Source organism: Paeniglutamicibacter quisquiliarum, from assembly GCF_019084045.1.
GTDB classification, from domain to species: Bacteria; Actinomycetota; Actinomycetes; order Actinomycetales; family Micrococcaceae; genus Paeniglutamicibacter; species Paeniglutamicibacter quisquiliarum.
Genome location: NZ_JAHRED010000005.1, coordinates 211,481 through 229,599 on the forward strand (window position 1 = coordinate 211,481; position 18,119 = coordinate 229,599).

The following is an 18,119-nucleotide window of genomic DNA, read 5'->3' on the forward strand; positions in this document are numbered from 1 at the left end:
GCCCTCGCGCAGGCAAGGGGCGCGCGGGAAGCCGCCACGGGGTGGTTCCTTGACCCGCGCGGTGTCCCCGGGACATCCTTGGGCAAGAGGGTTTGCCGCAGGGAACGAGGAGCACATGAAGAAGTTTTCACTGACGGCCATCGCCCGGGCCCAGCTGCAGGCCGCCGCCGCGGCGTCGAGCGGGCGTGCGGCCAGCACCGTGTTCGGCGGGCACGAACAGACCCTGCGCCAGACGGTCATCGGCCTGGCCGCCGGCACCGAGCTGAAGGAACACATCAACCCCGGCGAGGCGACAGTCATGGTGCTCAGCGGCCGGATCCGCCTGGATAACGGCGGCGAGTCCTGGGAGGCGCGGACCGGCGACCTGCTGGTGATGCCCCCGGGCTTTTCGCAGATCACCGCGCTGGAGGAAACGGGCCTGCTGCTCAGCGTGGCCAAGACCGACAGGTAGGCGCCTCGGCTAGTCCTGGTTGCTGAAGGCCGCGTCGAAGTTGGTCTCCGGAAGCTTCCACAGCAAGGAGCGCACATAGTCCACGGCCTGGGCGGCCCCGTGCAGCCGGTCCATGCCGGCGTCCTCCCATTCGATGGAGATCGGCCCGGCGTAGCCGATGGACCTCAGCGCCCTGAACGCGTCCTCCCACGGCACGTCCCCGTGGCCGGTGGAGACGAAGTCCCAGCCGCGGCGGGGATCACCCCACGGCAGGTGCGAACCCAGCACCCCGGCCCGACCGTTGGGGGTGCGCATCCGGGTGTCCTTGCAGTCCACGTGGTAGATCCGGTCCTTGAAGTCCCAGATGAAACCCACCGGGTCGATGTTCTGCCACATCATGTGGCTGGGGTCCCAGTTGAACCCGAAGGCCTCCCGGTGGTCGATGGCCTCCAGCGTGCGCACCGATGACCAGTAGTCATAGGCGATTTCCGAAGGGTGGACCTCATGGGCGAAGCGCACACCGTGGTCATCGAAAACGTCGAGGATCGGGTTCCAGCGGTCCGCGAAGTCCTGGAAGCCGGCGTCGATGACCGAAGCGGGGACCGGCGGGAACTGGGCCACGTAGGGCCAGATCTTCGATCCGGTGAAGCCCACCACGGTATCGACCCCGAGCTTGCGGGCCACCCGAGCCGCGCGCTTCATGTCCTCGGCGGCGCGCCGGCGCACGCCCTCGGGGTCCCCGTCGCCCCACGTGTAGGGGCGCACCAGCGCCTCGTGGCGGAAGTCGATCGGGTCGTCGCACACCGCCTGGCCGGTGAGGTGGTTGGAGATCGCGTAGACCTTCAGCCCGTGTCGGTCCAGAATGTCCAGTCGCGATTGGGCATAGGCGTCGTCCTCGTCGGCCCGGCGCAGGTCGAGGTGGTCGCCGGAGGCGGCGATTTCCAGCCCGTCATAACCCCATGCGGCGGCGTGTGCTGCCACCTGCTCGAAGGGCAGGTCGGCCCATTGGCCGGTGAAGAGGGTGACCGGGTGGTTCGAACCGGTGGCGGTCATGGTGGCGATCTCCTTTGCCGGGCCGACCATGGCCCCTGGGTGTGGTGCTGAATTCGGGAAGGCGTGGGTGCGTGCGGCCGCTACCGGGAAACCGCGGCGGGCTGCGCATCGGCCCGCTGCTGGACCAACTCGTCAACCGCGGCGGCCGAGAGGACGTGTTGGATCACCAGCATGCTGGCGCCGCGCACCCCGGCCATTTCCCGTGCGGCCGAACCGACGATGACCAGGTGCTGGGTGGCCAGCGGCGTGGAGCGGAAGTAGACAAGTTCACGGACGCCGGCAATCACGTGCTCGCCGGCGTTGGCCAGGCGCCCACCGAGCACGATCACCGAGGGGTTGAGCAGGTTCACACACATCGCCAACACTGACCCGATGTCCCGCCCGGCCTGGCGCAACACCTGGATCGCTGCGGTGTTGTTGGCCTCGGCGAGCTTCCCGACCTCGGATGCGGTGGCCACCTCGATGCCGAAGTCGGCCAGGTTGCGGGCGACCGCCGGGCCGCCGGCCAGCGCCTCGAGGCAGCCGCTGTTTCCGCAGCGACACGGCGTGTTCGCGCCGCCCGGGACCTGGACGTGCCCGAGGTCCCCGGCCGATCCCTGGGCTCCGCGCTGCAGCTCGCCACCGCTGATGATGCCCACGCCGATGCCGGTGGCAACCTTCACGAACATCAGGTTCTCGGTGTCGGGCCAGTTGAAGGACTGCTCGCCCAGCGCCATGATGTTCACGTCGTTGTCCACCAGCACCGGCACGTCGAAGGTGCGCCGGATGGTGCCGGGAATGTCGAAGTCGTTCCATCCGGGCATGATCGGGGGCTTGGTGGGCCGTCCGGTGGAATGTTCCACGGGCCCCGGAACGCCGATGGCGATGCCCGAAAGCGTCGAGGCGTCGCGCCCGTTGCGCCGCAGCAATTCGCCGAAGCTGCGCACCACCCAGTCGAGCACCGGCACCGGGCCGCTGGTGATGTCCAGGTCGGCGCGCAGGTGGTCGACGACGTTCCCGGCCAGGTCGGTCAGCGCCAGGATCCCGTGGGCTGCGCCGAGATCGGCCGCAAGCACGGTGCGCGAGTCCGGGGCGAAGGCAAAGGTGGAGGGCGGGCGGCCGCCGGAGGAAAGGGCGGGACCGACGGCGCCGATAAGCCCGCTGTCCAGCAGGGCGTCAATCCGTGCGGCGATCGTGGAACGGGAAAGCCCGGTCTCGGACGCCAGCTCCGAGCGGGTGCGGGGCCGCCCGTTGCGCAGGAGCTGGAACAGTTCTCCGGCACCCGTGCCCGGGGTGGGTGACTTGGGGGGAATCATCGTCAATGCCATGGAACTAGTGAAGCATATTAGGCAGAAGGTGTAGCTGTCGTCACAGGATAATGACATTCGTTGCGCGACTTTTGCTCGACAATAATCATAAGTCGGTGTAACGTCCATCACCATGAGTGACGACGAAGCCACAGGCGCCGCCCCGAGCAGGGCGCACCTGCTTGAAATGCGAGGAATCGAAAAGCGATTTCCCGGCATCATCGCCCTGCAGGATGTCTCCTTCGAGGTCTCCGCCGGCGAGGTCCACTGCCTGCTGGGCCAAAACGGTGCGGGCAAGTCCACGCTGATCAAGGTGCTTGCAGGTGCCCACAGGCCCAACGAGGGCCAGATTCTGCTCGATGGCAAGGAAGTCGGTTTCTCCAGCCCGGATGATGCGATCAAGGCAGGCATCGGCACCATGTACCAGGAGCTCGACCTCGTCGAGACGCTCACCGTGGCGGAGAACATCTTCCTGGGCCATGAGAAATCCCGGGGCGGCTTTAGTTCCCGTCGGGCCGAGCAGCTCGAGGCCGCGCGACTGCTGGCCGGCCTGGGGCACCCGGAGATCTCGCCGGACATGGAGGTCGGCTCGCTCTCCGCGGCCGGCCAGCAGATCGTCTCCATGGCCAGGGCCCTGTCCCGCGAGGTGCGGCTGATCATCATGGACGAGCCCTCGGCCGTCCTGGACTCCGAGGAGGTGCGCAACCTCTTTGACACCGTGCGCAGGCTTACCGCCGGCGGGGTCGCGGTCATCTACATTTCGCACCGGCTCGAAGAAATCCGGGTGATCGGCGACCGCATTACCGTCCTCAAGGACGGTCGGGCGGTCGCCTCCAACCTCCCGGTCTCCGAAACGCCCAACGTGGAGCTCATCAAGCTCATGACCGGCCGTTCGATCACCAACGTCTTCCCGCCGGTTGCGGCCGTTGCACCGGATGCGGCCGAGGTCCTGTCAGTCACCGACCTGGTCGTGGCCCCGGGGCACGAGCCGATCTCCTTCTCCGTGCGCGCCGGGGAGGTGTTGGGGCTGGCGGGGCTGGTGGGCTCGGGCCGGTCGGAGATCCTCGGCGCCATCTACGGCACCACCAAGCCGGTCTCCGGAGCCGTCGGCATCGACGGCAGGAAGCTGCGCCCCGGCTCGACGGTCTCGGCGGTGAACGCCGGCATGGGACTGTGCCCGGAGGAACGCAAGAGCCAGGCGCTGCTGCTCGATGACACCCTGGTCGCCAACTTCACCCTGGCCAGCATCGGGCGCTATGCCACAGCCGGGTTTACCAGCGGCAAGCGCGAATACCAAGCCAGCATGGAGCAGGTCCGGAAGCTGGAACTGCGCCCCGCAGACCCGGCACGCGAGGCGCGCACGCTCTCGGGCGGAAACCAGCAAAAGGTCGTGCTGGGACGCTGGCTCTCGCACGGCTGCCGCGTGCTGCTGCTCGACGAACCCTCCCGCGGGGTGGACGTCGGGGCACGCAGCGAAATCTACAACCTCATCGCCGGGCTTTCCCGGGCGGGCATCGCCATCGTGGTGGTCTCCAGCGAACTCGAGGAGGTCCTCGGGCTGTGCCACGAGGTCTTGGTCGTGTCCGAAAACCGGATCGTGCACCGGGCGCCGGCCGGTGAATTGAGCGAACACCAGATTCTTGACCTCGTGATGGAAGGGACCACACTATGAGCACCTCGGCCGAAACCGAGCTCAAAACCGCGCCAAGCCCGCCTCGCCGGCGCAGCGCCATGAAATGGCTGTTGGATGCCGGGCTCCGCCGGAACATGGGGCTGATCCTGGCCCTGGTCCTGCTTGCCGTGCTGGGCACCGTCACCGCGGGGGACAGGTTTGCCGACTCCAACAACGTGATGACCATCGTGCGCCTGGCCGCGGTCACCGGGGTGGTCAGCATCGGCGCGACGTTCGTGATAACGATCGCCGGCATCGACCTGTCCGTCGGCGCGATCCTGGCGCTCTCCGCGGTCTGGGCGACGACACTCTCCGGGCAGGCCTTCGCCGATTCCACCTCCTGGATCTTCATGGCGCTGACCGCGATGGGGGTCGGTGCGGCCGCGGGGCTGGTCAACGGGATCCTGATCGCCTACGGCAAGGTCGTCTCCTTCATCACCACGCTGGCCATGATGGCCGCTGCCCGCGGACTGGCGGAGATCATCTCCGACAAGAAGACGCAAATCATCACCGTCGACGGATTCCTCGAGACGGTGGGAGGAAACCTCTTCGGCGTCCCGGTCATCGTGCTGGTCTTCGTCTTCGTGGCCGTGGGGGGCTGGGTCCTGCTCAACCGCACCACCTTCGGCCGGCGAACCTTCGCGATCGGCGGCAACCCCGAGGCGGCCCGCCTGGCCGGAATCAAGGTCGAGCGCCACACCATGGCCATCTATGCCCTGGCGGGGCTGTGTGCCGGCATCGGCGCGTTCATGCTCATGGCCCGCACCACCACCGGCAGCGCCACCCACGGCACCGGCCTGGAACTCGACGTGATCGCCGCGGTGGTCATCGGCGGGACCCTGCTCACCGGCGGGCGCGGCTCGATCTTCGGCACCGTTCTCGGCGTGCTGATCTTCTCCACGCTGACCAACATCTTCACCCTGAACAACCTCTCGCTCTCGGTCCAGCTTGTCGCCAAGGGCGCGATCATCGTGATCGCCGTGCTGATCCAGCGCCAGCTGGCCGCCCGGCAGTCCCGCACCTGACCCGCACCACACACACGCACCAAAAACTGTTTCAAAGGAGAAGTAATGTTCAAGCCCACCGCAAGCCCGAAGAAGATGCTCGGCGCCGCAGCCCTGCTGGCCACCTCGGCGTTCATGCTCACCGCCTGCGTCTCCAACGCCCCGGCGGAACCCGCGCCCGCCTCCGGTGCCCCGGCCGCCGCAGCCGCCGCAGCCGCCGCCGGCTCCAACGCCGCAGAGGGCAAGAAGGTCACCATCGGCTTCTCCGTGCCCGCGGCCGACCATGGTTTCATGGCCGCGATGACCGATCTCGCCGTGGAGACCGCCAAGGAATACCCGGACGTGGAGCTGAAGGTCGCCGAGGGAACCAACGACGTCAGCGTCCAGATCAGCCAGGTCGAAACCATGATCAACGACAAGGTCGACGCCATCGTGCTGCTGCCCTTCGACGGCGCCGCGCTGACCCAGGTGGCGCAGAAGGCCATGGACGCCGGCATCCCGGTGATCAACGTCGACCGCGAATTCAGCACCGCCCAGTCCTCGCGTGTCACAGTGCTGGGCGACAACTACGGCGTGGGCGTCTCCGCGGGCGACTTCATCTGCAACGAGCTCGACGGCAAGAAGGACGCAAAGATCGGCGAGATCCCCGGCATCGACTCGCTGCCGCTGACCCAGGACCGCAGCCGCGGATTCAAGGACGCGCTGGAAAAGTGCGGGCTTGAGGTCTCCAACCGGGTCCCGGCGGAGTTCACCGTGGAGTCCGGAGAGAAGGCCGCATCCAACCTGCTCCAGGCCGCCCCGCAGCTCGACGCCATCTGGAACCACGACGACGACCAGGGCGTCGGCGTGCTGGCGGCCATCAAGGCCGCCGACCGCAGCGAGTTCTTCATGGTCGGCAACGGCGGGTCGGCCAACATGATGCGCGAGATCCAGTCCGGCGATTCCGTCGTGAAGGCAACCACGGTCTACCCGGCCTACCAGGCCGCCGATGGTGTGCGCGTGGCCCGCCTCGTGGCCCAGGACAAGGCGCTGGGCGACCTGATGGACATCGAGATCCCGCGCCAGATCGTGCTCTACGCGGCAGTGGTGACCAAGGAGAACGTCGAGCGCTACCTGCCGACGGCCTTCGAGTCCTAAGCCCGCGCAGCACCAGCGATCCGCCCACCGGCAGCACCACCGCAAGGAGTAACAGATGTCCAGAACCGGCTCGGCCCTTGGCGTAGCAGTTATCGGCCACTCGTTCATGGGCAAGGCCCATTCCCAGGCCTGGCGCAACGTCAACGCCGTGTTTGACACCCCGAAGGTGGCCCTGCGCGTGCTCGTCGGGCGCAATGCCGCATCGGTCGACGAGTCGGCGCGGCGCTACGGATGGGAGAAATCAAGCACCGACTGGCGCGCGAGCATCCTGCGCGACGACGTGGACATCGTCGACATCTGCACCCCGGGGGCGCTGCACGCCCAGATCGCGCTCTTCGCCCTGGAGCACGGCAAGCACGTGCTCGTGGAAAAGCCCTTGGCCAACACCCTGGCCGAGGCGCAGGCGATGGCCGGGGCGGCCGCCACCGCGGCCGCCTCGGGCGTGGTCTCGATGCTCGGGTTCAACTACCGCAGGGTTCCTGCGCTCGCGCTGGCCAGGGAGCTGGTGGCCTCGGGCCGGCTGGGGGAGCTGCGGCAGCTGAACATCCGCTACTACCAGGACTGGCTGGTCGATGAGGCCTCGCCCATGAGCTGGCGGCTGCGCCGGGAAGAGGCGGGTTCAGGTGCGCTGGGGGACCTGGGATCCCATGCCGTTGACCAGGTCCATTTCCTGACCGGGGCTCGCGTCAGTTCGCTGTCGGCAACCAGCCGGACCTTCGTCACCCGGCGCCCCGGCGCGGCGGGGGACGAGGACGTCACGGTGGACGACGCGATCTGGTCGACGCTGGAGCTGGACAACGGGGCGGTGGCAACCGTGGAGGCAACGCGCATGGCCACCGGGCGCAAGAACTCCTTGCGGATCGAGGCCTACGGGTCGCGCGGGTCCCTGGCCTTCGACCTGGAATCGCTGAACCACCTGCAGTTGTGCGAAGCAGGTGCCCCGGCCGGGGAGCAAGGGTTCAGGACCATCCTGGTCACCGAGCCTCAACACCCGTACCTCGAGGGCTGGTGGCCGACCGGCCACGTACTGGGATGGGCAGACACCTTCATCCACGAGGTCCGCGACCTGCTGCTGGCCATCGAGGGCCGAACCCCTGCCTCGCCGTCCTTTGCCGACGGGCTCGAGGTCCAGCGAGTCCTGGCCGCGATCGAGTCCAGTGCCGCCGCCGGCAGCGCCAGGGTCCGTGTGTCCTGATCCCCATGTTCCCGGCTGTGCGGGGGACACGCGCAGCCGGGACGCCGCGGCTATTGCTCCGGGTTCCACCGATCGCCGGCGTGTTGCTCTTGCTGCCTGCCCCGGCCTTCGCGTGGCTCGAATTCCGTGCCGGAAAGCGGCGCGACGGCGCGCAACCCTCCGTCCTCGGCCAAGGCGGCACGTTCGGCGGCCTCTGCCTGCTCGGCTTCGCACAGCACGGCAAAGCAAGATGCCGACGCCGGATTCGCGGCGGCAAGCGGGCTGTTGAAATAGCGCCGCCTGGACCATCTCTCGTAACTGCGGAATTCGACGGCAAAACCGCTGCCGACTTCCGCGGCCACGAGGCCGGCCAGCCGGTTGCCTTCGGCGGTGTGGGCCCGCGCCAGTGCCTTGTTGCGGAAGGCGTGCTCCTCGTCGAGGGACTCGTAGTACGAGAGCTCCCAGCTGCGCAATGCCGCCACGAGCTGCGCACTGAGCGACGTGTCCGAATAGTCAACGGGATGACCGAGCCACAGGACGGTGTCGGCGTGGTCCGGAAAAAGTCGAATCACCGGTGGACGGGACGTGCGTTGAAGTGCCATCGGGCCAGCCTAACAACTCGGCCGGCCCGACAGGCGACCGCCGGCGCGGACGGCGCCGGGGCGGCCCCGGCGCGTCGCCCAACGCGTGAGGCATTGAACACATAGTGGTCTCCGTTCCTGTGGATACGCGGCGGCTTAAGAGACACTGAAAGACAATGACTACCTTGATTGCGCTACAGGCCGCGACCGCCGACACTTCCGGCGGAAGCCTGATCACGAGATTTGCCGACTGGGCGGTGCACCTGATGGAGGTCATCGGGGCACCCGGTGCCGCGCTGGCCATCGCGCTGGAAAACCTCTTCCCGCCGCTGCCCTCCGAGGTCATCCTGCCGCTGGCGGGATTCACCGCAAGCCGCGGGTCGTTTTCCCTCGTGGAGGCGCTGCTGTGGACGACGATCGGGTCGATCTTCGGCGCCTACGCGCTGTACTGGGTCGGCCGGGCACTGGGGCGCGAACGCACCCGGGCCATCGTCGGCTGGCTTCCGCTGGTTGACATCGAGGACGTCGACAAGGTCGAGGGCTGGTTCGAGCGCAACGGCGCCAAGGCGGTGTTCTTCGGCCGGATGATCCCGATCTTCCGCTCGCTGATCTCCATCCCCGCAGGCATCACCAAGATGAACCAGGGCAAGTTCCTGGGCCTGACCGCCGCCGGATCGCTGATCTGGAACTCCATCTTCGTCCTCTCCGGGTTCTACCTGGGGGAGAACTGGCACGTGGTCGAGGCCTATGCCGATGTCTTCCAGAAGATCGTCATCGTTGCGGTGGCATTGCTGCTGGTGCTGTGGGTCGTGCTGAAGGTCCGCAAGTCCAGGGCGAAGAAGCTGGCGACCCTGCAGGATGCGGACGCCGCCAAGTAGCGCGCGCCGCCGGACCGAGCCCCGGGGCCCGGCCGCACTTCACTGTTTTTCGCATCGCGCGGAGCACGGGGAGTGCTGCCGGGCTTTTTGCTGTCCCCAAGGGGGCCCGTGCGCCGCGTCGGCGATGTTCCCGCGGAGCCTCGCATTGCCTCTTGACATCCGCTTCATGCGCTCCTAGGTTAGTTACATGAGTAATGAACCACTGAACCAACCAAGCATCCGGGTTCGGTGCATGTCAAGAAAGGTTGGCCGTCGTGAGCGCCATTGATGATTCACGGCCGATCTTCCTCCAGATCGCGGAGCTGATCGAGTCCGAGATCGTCGCCGGCACCATGGCCGAAGAGGCCCAGGTGCCCTCGACCAACGAGTTCGCCGTCTACTACCGCATCAACCCGGCCACCGCGGCCAAGGGCGTGAACCTCTTGGTTGAAAGTGGAATCCTGTACAAGAAGAGAGGCATCGGCATGTTCGTCGCCACCGGGGCCCGCGACCAGTTGCTGGGAAAAAGGCGCAGCGCCTTCGCGGCCCAATACATCCAACCGCTGGCCCGCGAGGCCCGGAAGCTCGGCATCGACGCCGAGACGCTGGCATCGATGGTCCGCCAGTCACTGGCCGCCGAGTCGGCCGAAGGGAGCGTCCGCTGATGGCACCGACATCCGCGCCGGCCATCGAGGTCCGGAACCTGACAAAGACCTACCGCGACGCCAACGCGCTGGACGGGGTTTCGCTGGCCCTGGAGGAAAACCGGATCTACGGGCTGCTGGGCCGCAACGGCGCCGGCAAGACCACCCTGATGTCCATCCTCGCCGGCCAGGGCTACCCGACCGGCGGCCAGGTGCTGATCCACGGCAGGAACCCGTACGAGAACGACTCGACCCTGGCCCGGATCTGCTTCATCCGCGAATCCCAGAGGTACCCCGATGACTTCAGCCCGCACCAGGCCTTCAAGGCGGCCGCGCTGTTCTTCGCCAACTGGGACCAGGAGCTGGCCGAGCGGCTCATCGAGGACTTCAACCTGCCGACCAGGCGGCGCATCAAGAAGCTCTCCCGCGGCCAGCTCTCGGCCGTCGGGGTCATCATCGGCATGGCGGCGCGGGCCGAGGTCACCGTCTTCGACGAACCCTATCTGGGGCTGGACGCGGTGGCCCGGCAGATCTTCTACGACCGCCTGGTCGAGGACTATGCGCTGCACCCGCGCACCATCGTGCTCTCCTCCCACCTGATCGACGAGATCGCCAACCTCCTGGAACATGTCGTGGTCATCGACAAGGGCAGGATCCTGCTCGACGAGGATGCCGACACGCTGCGCGGCTCGGCCGTGGCGGTGACGGGAAACCAGGACAAGGTTGCGTCCTTCATCGACGGGTATCGCGTGCTGCACCGCGATTCCCTCGGCTCCCTGGCCTCGGTCACCATCCAGGCCAGGCTCGGGGCGACCCAGCGGGCCATGGCCGCCGAGATCGGGCTCGAGCTCTCGCCCGTTCCGCTGCAGCAGCTGGTCGTGCGCACCACCATGTCCGCCCAAGCCGAACCCCACGGGGATCACTACCAGGAGGCCCTCAAATGAACCGCGTCGTCAAGGTCGCCCGCATGCAGCTGATCAACAAGTGGCCATTCCTCGGGATCCCGATGGTGATCCTGGTGGCCTCCACCCTCATGACCTTCGGCATCTGGGCGCTGCTGCCGGCCAGTGCCCGGGAGGGGGAGCTGTACTCGGGCTCGGGCCAGGCCGTCATGTGGTATTTCCTGGCCCTGGGCATCCAGTCCCTGACCTACACCTTCCCGTTCTCGCAGGCCATGAGCGTCTCGAGAAGGAGCTTCTACCTGGGAACCCTTGGGCTGTTCGCCGCCATCGCGCTGGGCTTCTCGATCCTGTACTACCTGCTGGGGCTGGTGGAGAAGGCCACCGGCGGATGGGGCTTCAACGGGCAGGTCTTCGCCCTGGGATGGATTTCCCAGAACAACGCGGCGATCCAGATCCTGTTCTACTTCGTGGCCATGGTGCTGCTGTTCATGATCGGCTTCTGGGCGGCAACGGTGTACATGCGCTGGAAGGCATCCGGCCTGCTGGTCGCCGGCATCGGCTTCGCCGTCCTGGTGCTGGGCATGGTTGCCCTCGCGACGCTGAACGACGCCTGGCCGCAGGTCGGCGCCTGGTTCGCCGCGATGCAGGTGCTGGGCCTGAGCATCGTCCTGGGGATGCTCTGCGTGCTCCTGGCCGGCGGCTCGTACCTGACCCTGCGACGGGCCACCGCGTAGCCACCGCGTAGCCACCGCGGGGCCGGCGCGGCAAAACGGCCATCCGAAACCCCTGGCGGGTCGGCCCGGCCACGTGCGTCGCGGGGCCGGCAAGCCGGGGGTTTCGTGCGTGGCGGGCGGTGTCATTCGCGCCACATGCGGGCCCGGCGGTGCCCCGGCCGCGGGGGATCGGCGGTATCCTTTGGTTCGTGGCCCTGGACTTTACATCGATTGACTTTGAAACCGCCAACGGATTCCGTGGCTCCGCCTGCAGCGTCGGACTCAGCCGGGTCCGCAACGGCAAGATCGTTGAGGAGGCCTCCTGGCTGATGCGCCCGCCGGAGGGGTTTGACCACTTCGATGCACGCAACGTGATGATCCACCGCATCACCGCAGACATGGTGGCCAACGCCCCGCGCTTCGGGGAGCTATTCACCCCGATGGCCAACTTCATCGGCACCGACACCCTGGTGGCGCACAACGCCGCCTTCGACCTTGGCGTGATCCGCTCCGCCCTGGAGGTCTCCGAGCTGGCCGGCCCGGCCTTCGACTACGCCTGCACCGTGAAGATGTCCCGGCGCACCTACGAGCTCTCCTCCTACTCGCTGCCGTTCGTGGCCGAGGAGGCCGGCTCGCCCATGGAAAACCACCACGATGCGCTGGCCGATGCCCGGGCCTGCGCCAACATCATGATCGACATCGCCCGCCGCCAGGACGCCGGGGACGTGGCCGCCGCCGCCGAGCTGCTGAAGGTGAAGATGGGCTTCGCCCCTGCCTACGTGCCGGGCGACGCGCTGTCCAAGGCCACCCGCGACGCCCGGGGCTGGGCCGCCAGCGGCAACCCGGTGCCGGCGCAGCCCGAGTGGGCCGCCTGGCCGCAGGAAGGCGAGGACCGCACCGGCGACCCGCAGGCCGATCCGGCGCACCCGCTCTACGGCGAGATGGTCGTGTTCACCGGCAACCTGCGCATCTCCCGCCAGGTGGCCAAGGACAGGGCCGCCGAGCGCGGGGCAAACACGGCCAGCCGCGTCACCCGCGCCACCACGGTGCTGGTGGTCGGGGACGGGTTCGTGCCCGAGGACCTGTCCACCGGACGGCTCACCGGCAAGGCCAAGCGGGTGCTGCGCCTCCAGGAGGCCGGGCAGCCCGTCGCGATCCTGGCCGAGGGCGAATTCCTGCAGCTCATCGACGGCTTCGACGCCGCCTAGCCAAGCCAAGGCCCGGCCCGCGCAAGCGGTGCGGCCGCGTGCCGGGCGGCGCCCTGCCGAGAGGGCGCCGCGGAACTACTCCCCGACGGTGAGCTTGACCCAGCGGTCGTGCATGGCGTCCAGGATCGGGTCGATTTCCGAGGCCGGTCGGTGGGCCACCGCATCAGTGCCCTGCACCGCGGCCAGCAGCGCCGTGGCGTACGCGGCGGTCTCCGGGTCAGGATCCTCGCCGAGCGACTCGAAGAGCGCGTCGTACGCCGCCTTCGGTTCGGTGTTCGCCAGCGCGCTCGCCACGTAGGTCGTGGCCCGGAACAACCCCGCCCCGGCCGTCATGTCCAGTTCGGGGGCCTCGGCCTCGGGCGCTTCGTGCCCCTGGTCCGCCGGATCCTCGGCCTCGGGCGCCTCGGGTTCGAATTCGTTGACCAAGGCTGCCCAGCTGCCCACGGAGTCGGTCCCGGATTCCAGGGCCGCGCGCACCACCAGCGCGGCCGCGGCGGCGGCGCGGTGGGCGGAGGGGGACCCGTGGGTCAGCGCCGCGGCATCGGTGGCGAGCTTGGCCGTGGTGGCCTCGTCGACCCGGGGCAGCAGCGCCATGAACGCGGCGCGGGTGAGCACCCCGGTGGTGTCGGCCTTCGGGAACAGCGGGCGGCCGACCGAGGCCATGTCGGCGTTGTCCAGTGCCAGCAGGTTCTGGCTGTCGCCCGGGGCGAAGTCCGGGGCCCCGTCGAAGGCCTCGTCGATCCAGCGCGGCTGCGGCTCCGGAGCGCCGGCCGGGAAGGACTTGTTCACCAGCTTGTACCAGCGCAGCGCGGCCAGCCACATGCAGGCGGCCTCGTCGGAGGACACGCCCTCGTTCGCCCATTCCAGGGCCTCGAGCAAACCGTCGAGCAGGTAAAGGGCAAGGGTCTCGGTCTCGCCGGGATCGGCGCCGTCGCGCGCGTGGGCGGCACCGTCGGCGGCGGCCAGCAGCACGCCGAAGACACGGTCGGAAAAATCGGCGGGAAGCGCGTACTGATCAGTTGATTCACTCACCCTGCCAGTCTAGTTGTTTCGCGCCGGCGCCCGTGCTGATTCCAACCCGTGGCCCGGGCTGGCTAATGTTGATCCCATGCGTATCCTGCACACCTCCGACTGGCACCTGGGCCGTTCCTTCCACGGGGCCTCGCTGCTGGCGGCCCAGCGCGAATTCGTCGACCGGCTCATCGACACCATCGAGACCGAGGCGGTGGAGCTGCTGCTGGTCTCCGGGGACGTGTATGACCGTGCCCTGCCCGGGGTGGACGCGGTGCAACTCTTCGACGAGTCGCTGGTCCGGCTGCGGGCCACGGGGGTGCAGATGGTCATCACCAGCGGCAACCACGACTCGGCGCTGCGCCTGGGCTTCGGCTCCGCGCTGCTCGAGCATGCGGGGCTGCACCTGCGCACCTCCCTCGCCGACATCGACCGGCCCGCGGTCTTTGGCCGGGACGGCTACTCCGTGGCCGTCTACGGGCTGCCCTACCTGGAACCGCGCATGGTCGCCGACGCCCTGGACGTCACCGCGCCCGGGCACCCTCCCGTGGTGGAGGCCGCGCTTCAGAAGGTGCGCGGGGACCTGGCCGCCCGGCGCGATGCCGCGGGGACCCCGGTGCACGGGATCGTGCTGGCGCACGTGTTCGCCGCCGGCGGCGCCGCCTCCGACTCCGAGCGCGAGCTGAGCATCGGCGGGCTGGACATCGTGCCCACGAGCTACTTCTCCGACTTCACCTATGCCGCCCTGGGCCACCTGCACGGCCGGCAAAAGCTGGCCGAACACATCAGGTACTCCGGCTCCCCGATCCCGTACTCCTTCTCCGAGGCCGGGCACCGCAAGGGCGCCTGGCTGCTGGACATCGGCCCCGACGGGCTGGGGGAGGTGCGCGGCATCGACTGGCCCGCGGCCAAGGAGCTGCGCATCCTCAAGGGCAGGATCGATGACCTGCTCACCGACCCGGCCCACGCCTCCGCGCAGGACGCCTGGTGCCAGGTCACGCTGACCGACACGCACCGGCCCGCCGGCGCTATGGAGCGGCTGCGCGCCCGCTTCCCCGACACCCTGGTGCTGAACTTCGAGCCCGAGGACCGCGCAGAGGACCCGCACCACTCCTATGCCGACCGGCTCGCGGCCGCCGCCTCCCCGGTGGAGGTCTGCGCCGGATTCGTCGACCACGTCAGGCTGCGGCCGCTGAACGACGCCGAGGAAGTCCTGGTGGCCTCGGTGCTGGAGCAGGTCAAGAGCGAGAAGGTGCAGGCATGAGGGTCCATTCGCTTCAGCTGGAGGCCTTCGGCCCCTTTGCCCAGCGCGCCTCCATCGACTTCGACGCGCTCTCCGAGGCGGGGATCTTCCTGCTCAACGGGGAGACCGGGGCGGGAAAGACCAGCGTGCTGGACGGGATCTGCTACGCGCTCTACGGCTCGCTGCCCGGGGTGCGCACGGGCAGCAAGTCGCTGCGCAGCGACCACGCCGCGCCCGCGGCGGTCCCGGAGGTCATCTGCGAATTCTCCACCGGCGGCCGGCGCTTCGAGGTCACCCGTTCCCCGGCCTGGGAACGGCCCTCGGCGCGCAGCAAGAGCGGCTTCACCACCGCGCAGGCCCAGTCCCGGCTGCGCGAGCGCATCGACGGTGCCTGGGTGGAGAAGTCCACCCGCAACGACGAGGTCGGGCACGTCCTGGCCGAGATCCTGGGCCTGGACAAGGAGCAGTTCACCAAGGTCGCGATGCTGCCCCAGGGCGCCTTCGCCGCCTTCCTGCGGGCCAAGGACAAGGACCGCGAGGACCTGCTGCGCTCGCTCTTCGACACCAGCGAATACGCGATGGCCGAGCGGATCCTGGGCGAGAGGCTGAACGCCGCCCGCGCCGAGGCCGAGGACGCCGAGCGCGCCCGCACCGCGACCCTGCAGCAGCTGGCCGCCGACGCGGCCGCCACGCTGTACGCGGATGCCGGCGCCGAGCGGGACGGGGCCGATGGCGCGGAGGGTGGATTGCCGCCCGATGCCCGCGGGCACCTCGACGCCGGGGAGGACGCCGCACTCGGCGAGGTGCTGCGCGCCCGCGTGTCCGGGCTGCGGGCCGGTCTGGCCGAATCCCGCAAGGGTGCCGACGCGGCGCTCGCCGGTGCGCAGAAGACCCGCACTGCCCTGGAGGAGCGGGCCACCCGGCACCGGCAGCTGGCCGAACTGGGAGCCCTGCGCGCCGCCCACGACTCGCGCGCCGAGCAGATCGCCGAGCTCGGTGCGCTGCTGGAGGCCGATGCCCGTGCCGTGGGGCTGCGCCCCTACCACCAGCAACTTTCCGACGCCCGGGACAAATCCGAGGCGGCACACCGCAGGCTCGCGGCGGCAGCAGCCGCGGCGGACACCGGCGAGGCCCGCGAGTCCCTGGCGGCGCAGCACCCGGGAATCGACGCGCTGCTGGAACAGGCACGCGGCGCGGATCCCGATCCGCAGGGGCTTGCCGCGCTCGGCGCGCACGCCGCCGGAGCCGCGAAGTCCTCCCGCGCCGCCGCCGCCCTCATCGAGGCCGCGCTGCCGGAGGAAGCGGAACTGGAGCAGGTCCGCAACGACATCGAGAAGCTCGAGGCAGGCATCCAGGCGGGCACGGCGCGGCAACGGGACCGAGCCTCCCGGATCCAGCAGATCGGGGAGCAGCTCCCCGCCCTGCGCACCCGGCACGGGGAACTCGCGGCCCTGGCCGAATCCAGCTCCGCGCTCGGGGCCGCGGTGCACGCCGCCACCGGGCGCCGCGACGCGGTGCTCGCCCGCACCCGGGCCGAATCGGCGCAGGCACGTGCGCACACCACCTGGAATGCCGCACGCACCCACGCGCTGGAGGCCCGCGAAGAGGTCGCGGCGCTGATCACCCTGCGACTGGAGCAATCGGCCGCGGCACTGGCGAAGGAACTCGTCGACGGGGAAGCCTGCCTGGTCTGCGGATCCACGACCCACCCGGAACCGGCCACCCTTCCCGCGGGGGAATTTGTCGCCCCCGAGGACATCGAGGCGGCCCAGGGGCTGCTGGCCACGGCCGAAAAGGCCGAGGAGAAGCAGCGGGCCGCACTGAAGAAAGCCGACCAGGCCCTGGACGTGTCGCGTGGCGCGATCGGGGAATTGGGCGCCGAAGAAGCCGCCGCCGAACTCACGGCGGCAACCGAGGCCCACGCCAGGGCCGTGGCGTCGGGGACCGAGGCCGCAGCCGCGCAGCAGGCGCTGCACCGGTCTGAGACTGAGCTCGAATCCCTGGTGTCGGCCCAGTCAACGACCGCCACGGAGCTGGAAGTCGCCGCCGCGAAGCGGGACGCCGAGGAAGCCAGGGCCTTGAAGCTCGAGGCGCGGCTGGCCAAGCTGGGCAGGGACGGCCAGACCCTGGCCGAACGCCACGTGCTCCTGGGCGCGGCCGCCTCCGCGTTGGAGGCGCTTGCCTCCGCGGTGCAGGCGAGCACCGATGCGGCCGCCCACCTGGAGGCCACCGCGCGGCTGTGGGCCGGGAAGCTCGCGGACATCGGCGTGGCCGACACCGCCGCATGGAACGGGCTGTTGCTAGACGATGCCCGGCGCAGCGACGAGCAGCGGCGCGTGCGCAAGCACAACGACGAGGCCGTGCGCATCAAGACCCTCGCCGAGGCGCCGGGCATCGAGCTGGCCCGCACCGAGGTCGCCGACGGCATCCAGGCACCCGGCGAGGACGAGCACGCCGCCGCACGCCAGCAGGCGGACGATGCCGCCGCGGCCCGCGACGCACTGCTGGCCCGCGACGCGGTGCTCACCAGCTACGCCGGACGCCTGGACGCGGCACTCGAAAAGCTGGCAGACCTCGCGCGCGCGGCCGGGCCGGTGCTCGAGCGCTACGCCACGCTCAAGGCCATCGCGGAGCTGGCCCGAGGCGCGGGGGAGAACCGGCTGAAGATGACGCTGAGCACCTACGTGCTCGCGGCCCGGCTGGAGTCCGTCGCGCTCGCCGCCACCGCGCGGCTGCTGCTGATGACCGGGCAGCGCTATTCGCTGGTGCACGACGACACCCCGCGCGGGAACAACAAGTCGGGGCTGGGCCTGCAGATCCTGGATGCCTGGACCGGGGTCAGGCGCGACACCCAGACCCTCTCGGGCGGGGAGTCGTTCATGGCATCGCTCGCCCTGGCGCTGGGCCTGGCGGATGTGATCCAGCAGCAGAGCGGCGGCATCGACATCGAGACGCTCTTCGTGGACGAGGGCTTCGGCTCACTGGACGGGGAGACGCTGGAGCAGGTCATGGACGCCCTGGAAACGCTGCGCAGCGGCGGGCGGGTCATCGGGGTGGTCTCGCACGTGGCCGAGATGAAGCAGCGCATCGCCACCCGGTTGAACGTGCACAAGGGCCGCAACGGCTCGACCGTGTCGCTGCAGATCGGGGTGTGAGCAGGGCCCTTGCGGGCCTCGGATAGACTGGACGATGTCTGCAAAGGGT

At 69.2% G+C, this 18,119-nt stretch carries 16 protein-coding genes; 12 read left to right on the top strand and 4 right to left on the bottom strand.

Annotated features, from left to right (window positions below; genetic code table 11):
* Positions 1-115 precede the first annotated feature (115 nt).
* Positions 116-451 carry a cupin domain-containing protein gene (locus tag KRR55_RS11230; RefSeq protein ID WP_217389168.1) on the top strand — a complete coding sequence of 112 codons (336 nt, stop codon included), beginning with the start codon at positions 116-118 and terminating at the stop codon, positions 449-451.
* Between the two features lie 9 nt (positions 452-460).
* Here KRR55_RS11230 and KRR55_RS11235 read toward each other — a convergent pair whose 3' ends face one another.
* On the bottom strand, positions 461-1,483 hold the full coding sequence (locus KRR55_RS11235; RefSeq protein WP_217389169.1) for a sugar phosphate isomerase/epimerase family protein: 1,023 nt from the start codon (positions 1,481-1,483) through the stop codon (positions 461-463).
* An 80-nt stretch (positions 1,484-1,563) separates the two neighbouring features.
* A complete protein-coding gene (locus tag KRR55_RS11240; RefSeq protein ID WP_217389170.1) occupies positions 1,564-2,790 on the bottom strand; it encodes an ROK family transcriptional regulator in 1,227 nt (408 codons plus the stop codon).
* A gap of 112 nt (positions 2,791-2,902) precedes the next feature.
* Between KRR55_RS11240 and KRR55_RS11245 the strand changes: the two genes are divergently transcribed.
* Genes KRR55_RS11245 through KRR55_RS11260 form a run of 4 tightly spaced genes read left to right on the top strand, consistent with a single transcriptional unit; the run spans position 2,903 to position 7,777 of the window.
* The gene (locus KRR55_RS11245; protein WP_254456098.1) at positions 2,903-4,441 is read left to right on the top strand and encodes a sugar ABC transporter ATP-binding protein; all 1,539 of its coding nucleotides are present in this window, start codon (positions 2,903-2,905) and stop codon (positions 4,439-4,441) included.
* Positions 4,438-5,466 (top strand): ABC transporter permease, encoded by a 1,029-nt coding sequence (locus tag KRR55_RS11250; RefSeq protein WP_217389171.1) that lies wholly within the window; start codon positions 4,438-4,440, stop codon positions 5,464-5,466. Before KRR55_RS11245 ends, KRR55_RS11250 begins: the two co-directional genes overlap by 4 nt.
* Positions 5,467-5,511: 45 nt before the next feature.
* Complete coding sequence (locus KRR55_RS11255; RefSeq protein WP_217389172.1) at positions 5,512-6,582, top strand: substrate-binding domain-containing protein; 1,071 nt, start codon at positions 5,512-5,514, stop codon at positions 6,580-6,582.
* A 55-nt stretch (positions 6,583-6,637) separates the two neighbouring features.
* Positions 6,638-7,777 carry a Gfo/Idh/MocA family protein gene (locus KRR55_RS11260; RefSeq protein ID WP_217389173.1) on the top strand — a complete coding sequence of 380 codons (1,140 nt, stop codon included), beginning with the start codon at positions 6,638-6,640 and terminating at the stop codon, positions 7,775-7,777.
* A gap of 50 nt (positions 7,778-7,827) precedes the next feature.
* Here the strand turns inward: KRR55_RS11260 and KRR55_RS11265 are convergent, their stop codons facing one another.
* Complete coding sequence (locus tag KRR55_RS11265; protein ID WP_217389174.1) at positions 7,828-8,358, bottom strand: hypothetical protein; 531 nt, start codon at positions 8,356-8,358, stop codon at positions 7,828-7,830.
* A gap of 155 nt (positions 8,359-8,513) precedes the next feature.
* Here KRR55_RS11265 and KRR55_RS11270 point away from each other — a divergent pair, with 155 nt between their 5' ends.
* From KRR55_RS11270 to KRR55_RS11290, 5 genes are all read left to right on the top strand, one after another.
* A complete protein-coding gene (locus KRR55_RS11270; protein ID WP_217389175.1) occupies positions 8,514-9,215 on the top strand; it encodes a DedA family protein in 702 nt (233 codons plus the stop codon).
* A 254-nt stretch (positions 9,216-9,469) separates the two neighbouring features.
* Complete coding sequence (locus tag KRR55_RS11275; protein WP_217389176.1) at positions 9,470-9,859, top strand: GntR family transcriptional regulator; 390 nt, start codon at positions 9,470-9,472, stop codon at positions 9,857-9,859.
* Positions 9,859-10,782, top strand: coding sequence for an ABC transporter ATP-binding protein (locus KRR55_RS11280; protein WP_217389177.1), 924 nt, complete (start codon positions 9,859-9,861; stop codon positions 10,780-10,782). The genes KRR55_RS11275 and KRR55_RS11280 overlap by 1 nt, the downstream gene beginning before the upstream one ends.
* The gene (locus KRR55_RS11285; protein WP_217389178.1) at positions 10,779-11,474 is read left to right on the top strand and encodes a hypothetical protein; all 696 of its coding nucleotides are present in this window, start codon (positions 10,779-10,781) and stop codon (positions 11,472-11,474) included. Before KRR55_RS11280 ends, KRR55_RS11285 begins: the two co-directional genes overlap by 4 nt.
* A gap of 188 nt (positions 11,475-11,662) precedes the next feature.
* Positions 11,663-12,661 carry a 3'-5' exonuclease gene (locus KRR55_RS11290; protein WP_217389179.1) on the top strand — a complete coding sequence of 333 codons (999 nt, stop codon included), beginning with the start codon at positions 11,663-11,665 and terminating at the stop codon, positions 12,659-12,661.
* Between the two features lie 75 nt (positions 12,662-12,736).
* On the opposite strand, the gene KRR55_RS11295 is transcribed toward KRR55_RS11290, so the two are convergent.
* Positions 12,737-13,693, bottom strand: a complete 957-nt coding sequence (locus tag KRR55_RS11295) for an ADP-ribosylglycohydrolase family protein (protein WP_217389180.1) — start codon at positions 13,691-13,693, stop codon at positions 12,737-12,739.
* A gap of 76 nt (positions 13,694-13,769) precedes the next feature.
* Here KRR55_RS11295 and KRR55_RS11300 point away from each other — a divergent pair, with 76 nt between their 5' ends.
* Both KRR55_RS11300 and KRR55_RS11305 read left to right on the top strand, forming a co-directional pair.
* Complete coding sequence (locus KRR55_RS11300) at positions 13,770-14,936, top strand: exonuclease SbcCD subunit D (RefSeq protein WP_217389181.1); 1,167 nt, start codon at positions 13,770-13,772, stop codon at positions 14,934-14,936.
* A complete protein-coding gene (locus KRR55_RS11305) occupies positions 14,933-18,070 on the top strand; it encodes an AAA family ATPase (RefSeq protein ID WP_217389182.1) in 3,138 nt (1,045 codons plus the stop codon). The genes KRR55_RS11300 and KRR55_RS11305 overlap by 4 nt, the downstream gene beginning before the upstream one ends.
* The last annotated feature ends 49 nt before the right edge of the window (positions 18,071-18,119 follow it).

Excerpts from the sequence above, each read along its gene's own strand:
- KRR55_RS11230 (WP_217389168.1), top strand. The coding sequence starts at position 116 with ATGAAGAAGTTTTCACTGACGGCCATCGCCCGGGCCCAGCTGCAGGCC.
- KRR55_RS11235 (WP_217389169.1), bottom strand. The coding sequence starts at position 1,483 with ATGACCGCCACCGGTTCGAACCACCCGGTCACCCTCTTCACCGGCCAA.
- KRR55_RS11240 (WP_217389170.1), bottom strand. The coding sequence starts at position 2,790 with ATGGCATTGACGATGATTCCCCCCAAGTCACCCACCCCGGGCACGGGT.
- KRR55_RS11245 (WP_254456098.1), top strand. The coding sequence starts at position 2,903 with ATGAGTGACGACGAAGCCACAGGCGCCGCCCCGAGCAGGGCGCACCTG.
- KRR55_RS11250 (WP_217389171.1), top strand. The coding sequence starts at position 4,438 with ATGAGCACCTCGGCCGAAACCGAGCTCAAAACCGCGCCAAGCCCGCCT.
- KRR55_RS11255 (WP_217389172.1), top strand. The coding sequence starts at position 5,512 with ATGTTCAAGCCCACCGCAAGCCCGAAGAAGATGCTCGGCGCCGCAGCC.
- KRR55_RS11260 (WP_217389173.1), top strand. The coding sequence starts at position 6,638 with ATGTCCAGAACCGGCTCGGCCCTTGGCGTAGCAGTTATCGGCCACTCG.
- KRR55_RS11265 (WP_217389174.1), bottom strand. The coding sequence starts at position 8,358 with ATGGCACTTCAACGCACGTCCCGTCCACCGGTGATTCGACTTTTTCCG.
- KRR55_RS11270 (WP_217389175.1), top strand. The coding sequence starts at position 8,514 with ATGACTACCTTGATTGCGCTACAGGCCGCGACCGCCGACACTTCCGGC.
- KRR55_RS11280 (WP_217389177.1), top strand. The coding sequence starts at position 9,859 with ATGGCACCGACATCCGCGCCGGCCATCGAGGTCCGGAACCTGACAAAG.
- KRR55_RS11285 (WP_217389178.1), top strand. The coding sequence starts at position 10,779 with ATGAACCGCGTCGTCAAGGTCGCCCGCATGCAGCTGATCAACAAGTGG.
- KRR55_RS11300 (WP_217389181.1), top strand. The coding sequence starts at position 13,770 with ATGCGTATCCTGCACACCTCCGACTGGCACCTGGGCCGTTCCTTCCAC.
- KRR55_RS11305 (WP_217389182.1), top strand. The coding sequence starts at position 14,933 with ATGAGGGTCCATTCGCTTCAGCTGGAGGCCTTCGGCCCCTTTGCCCAG.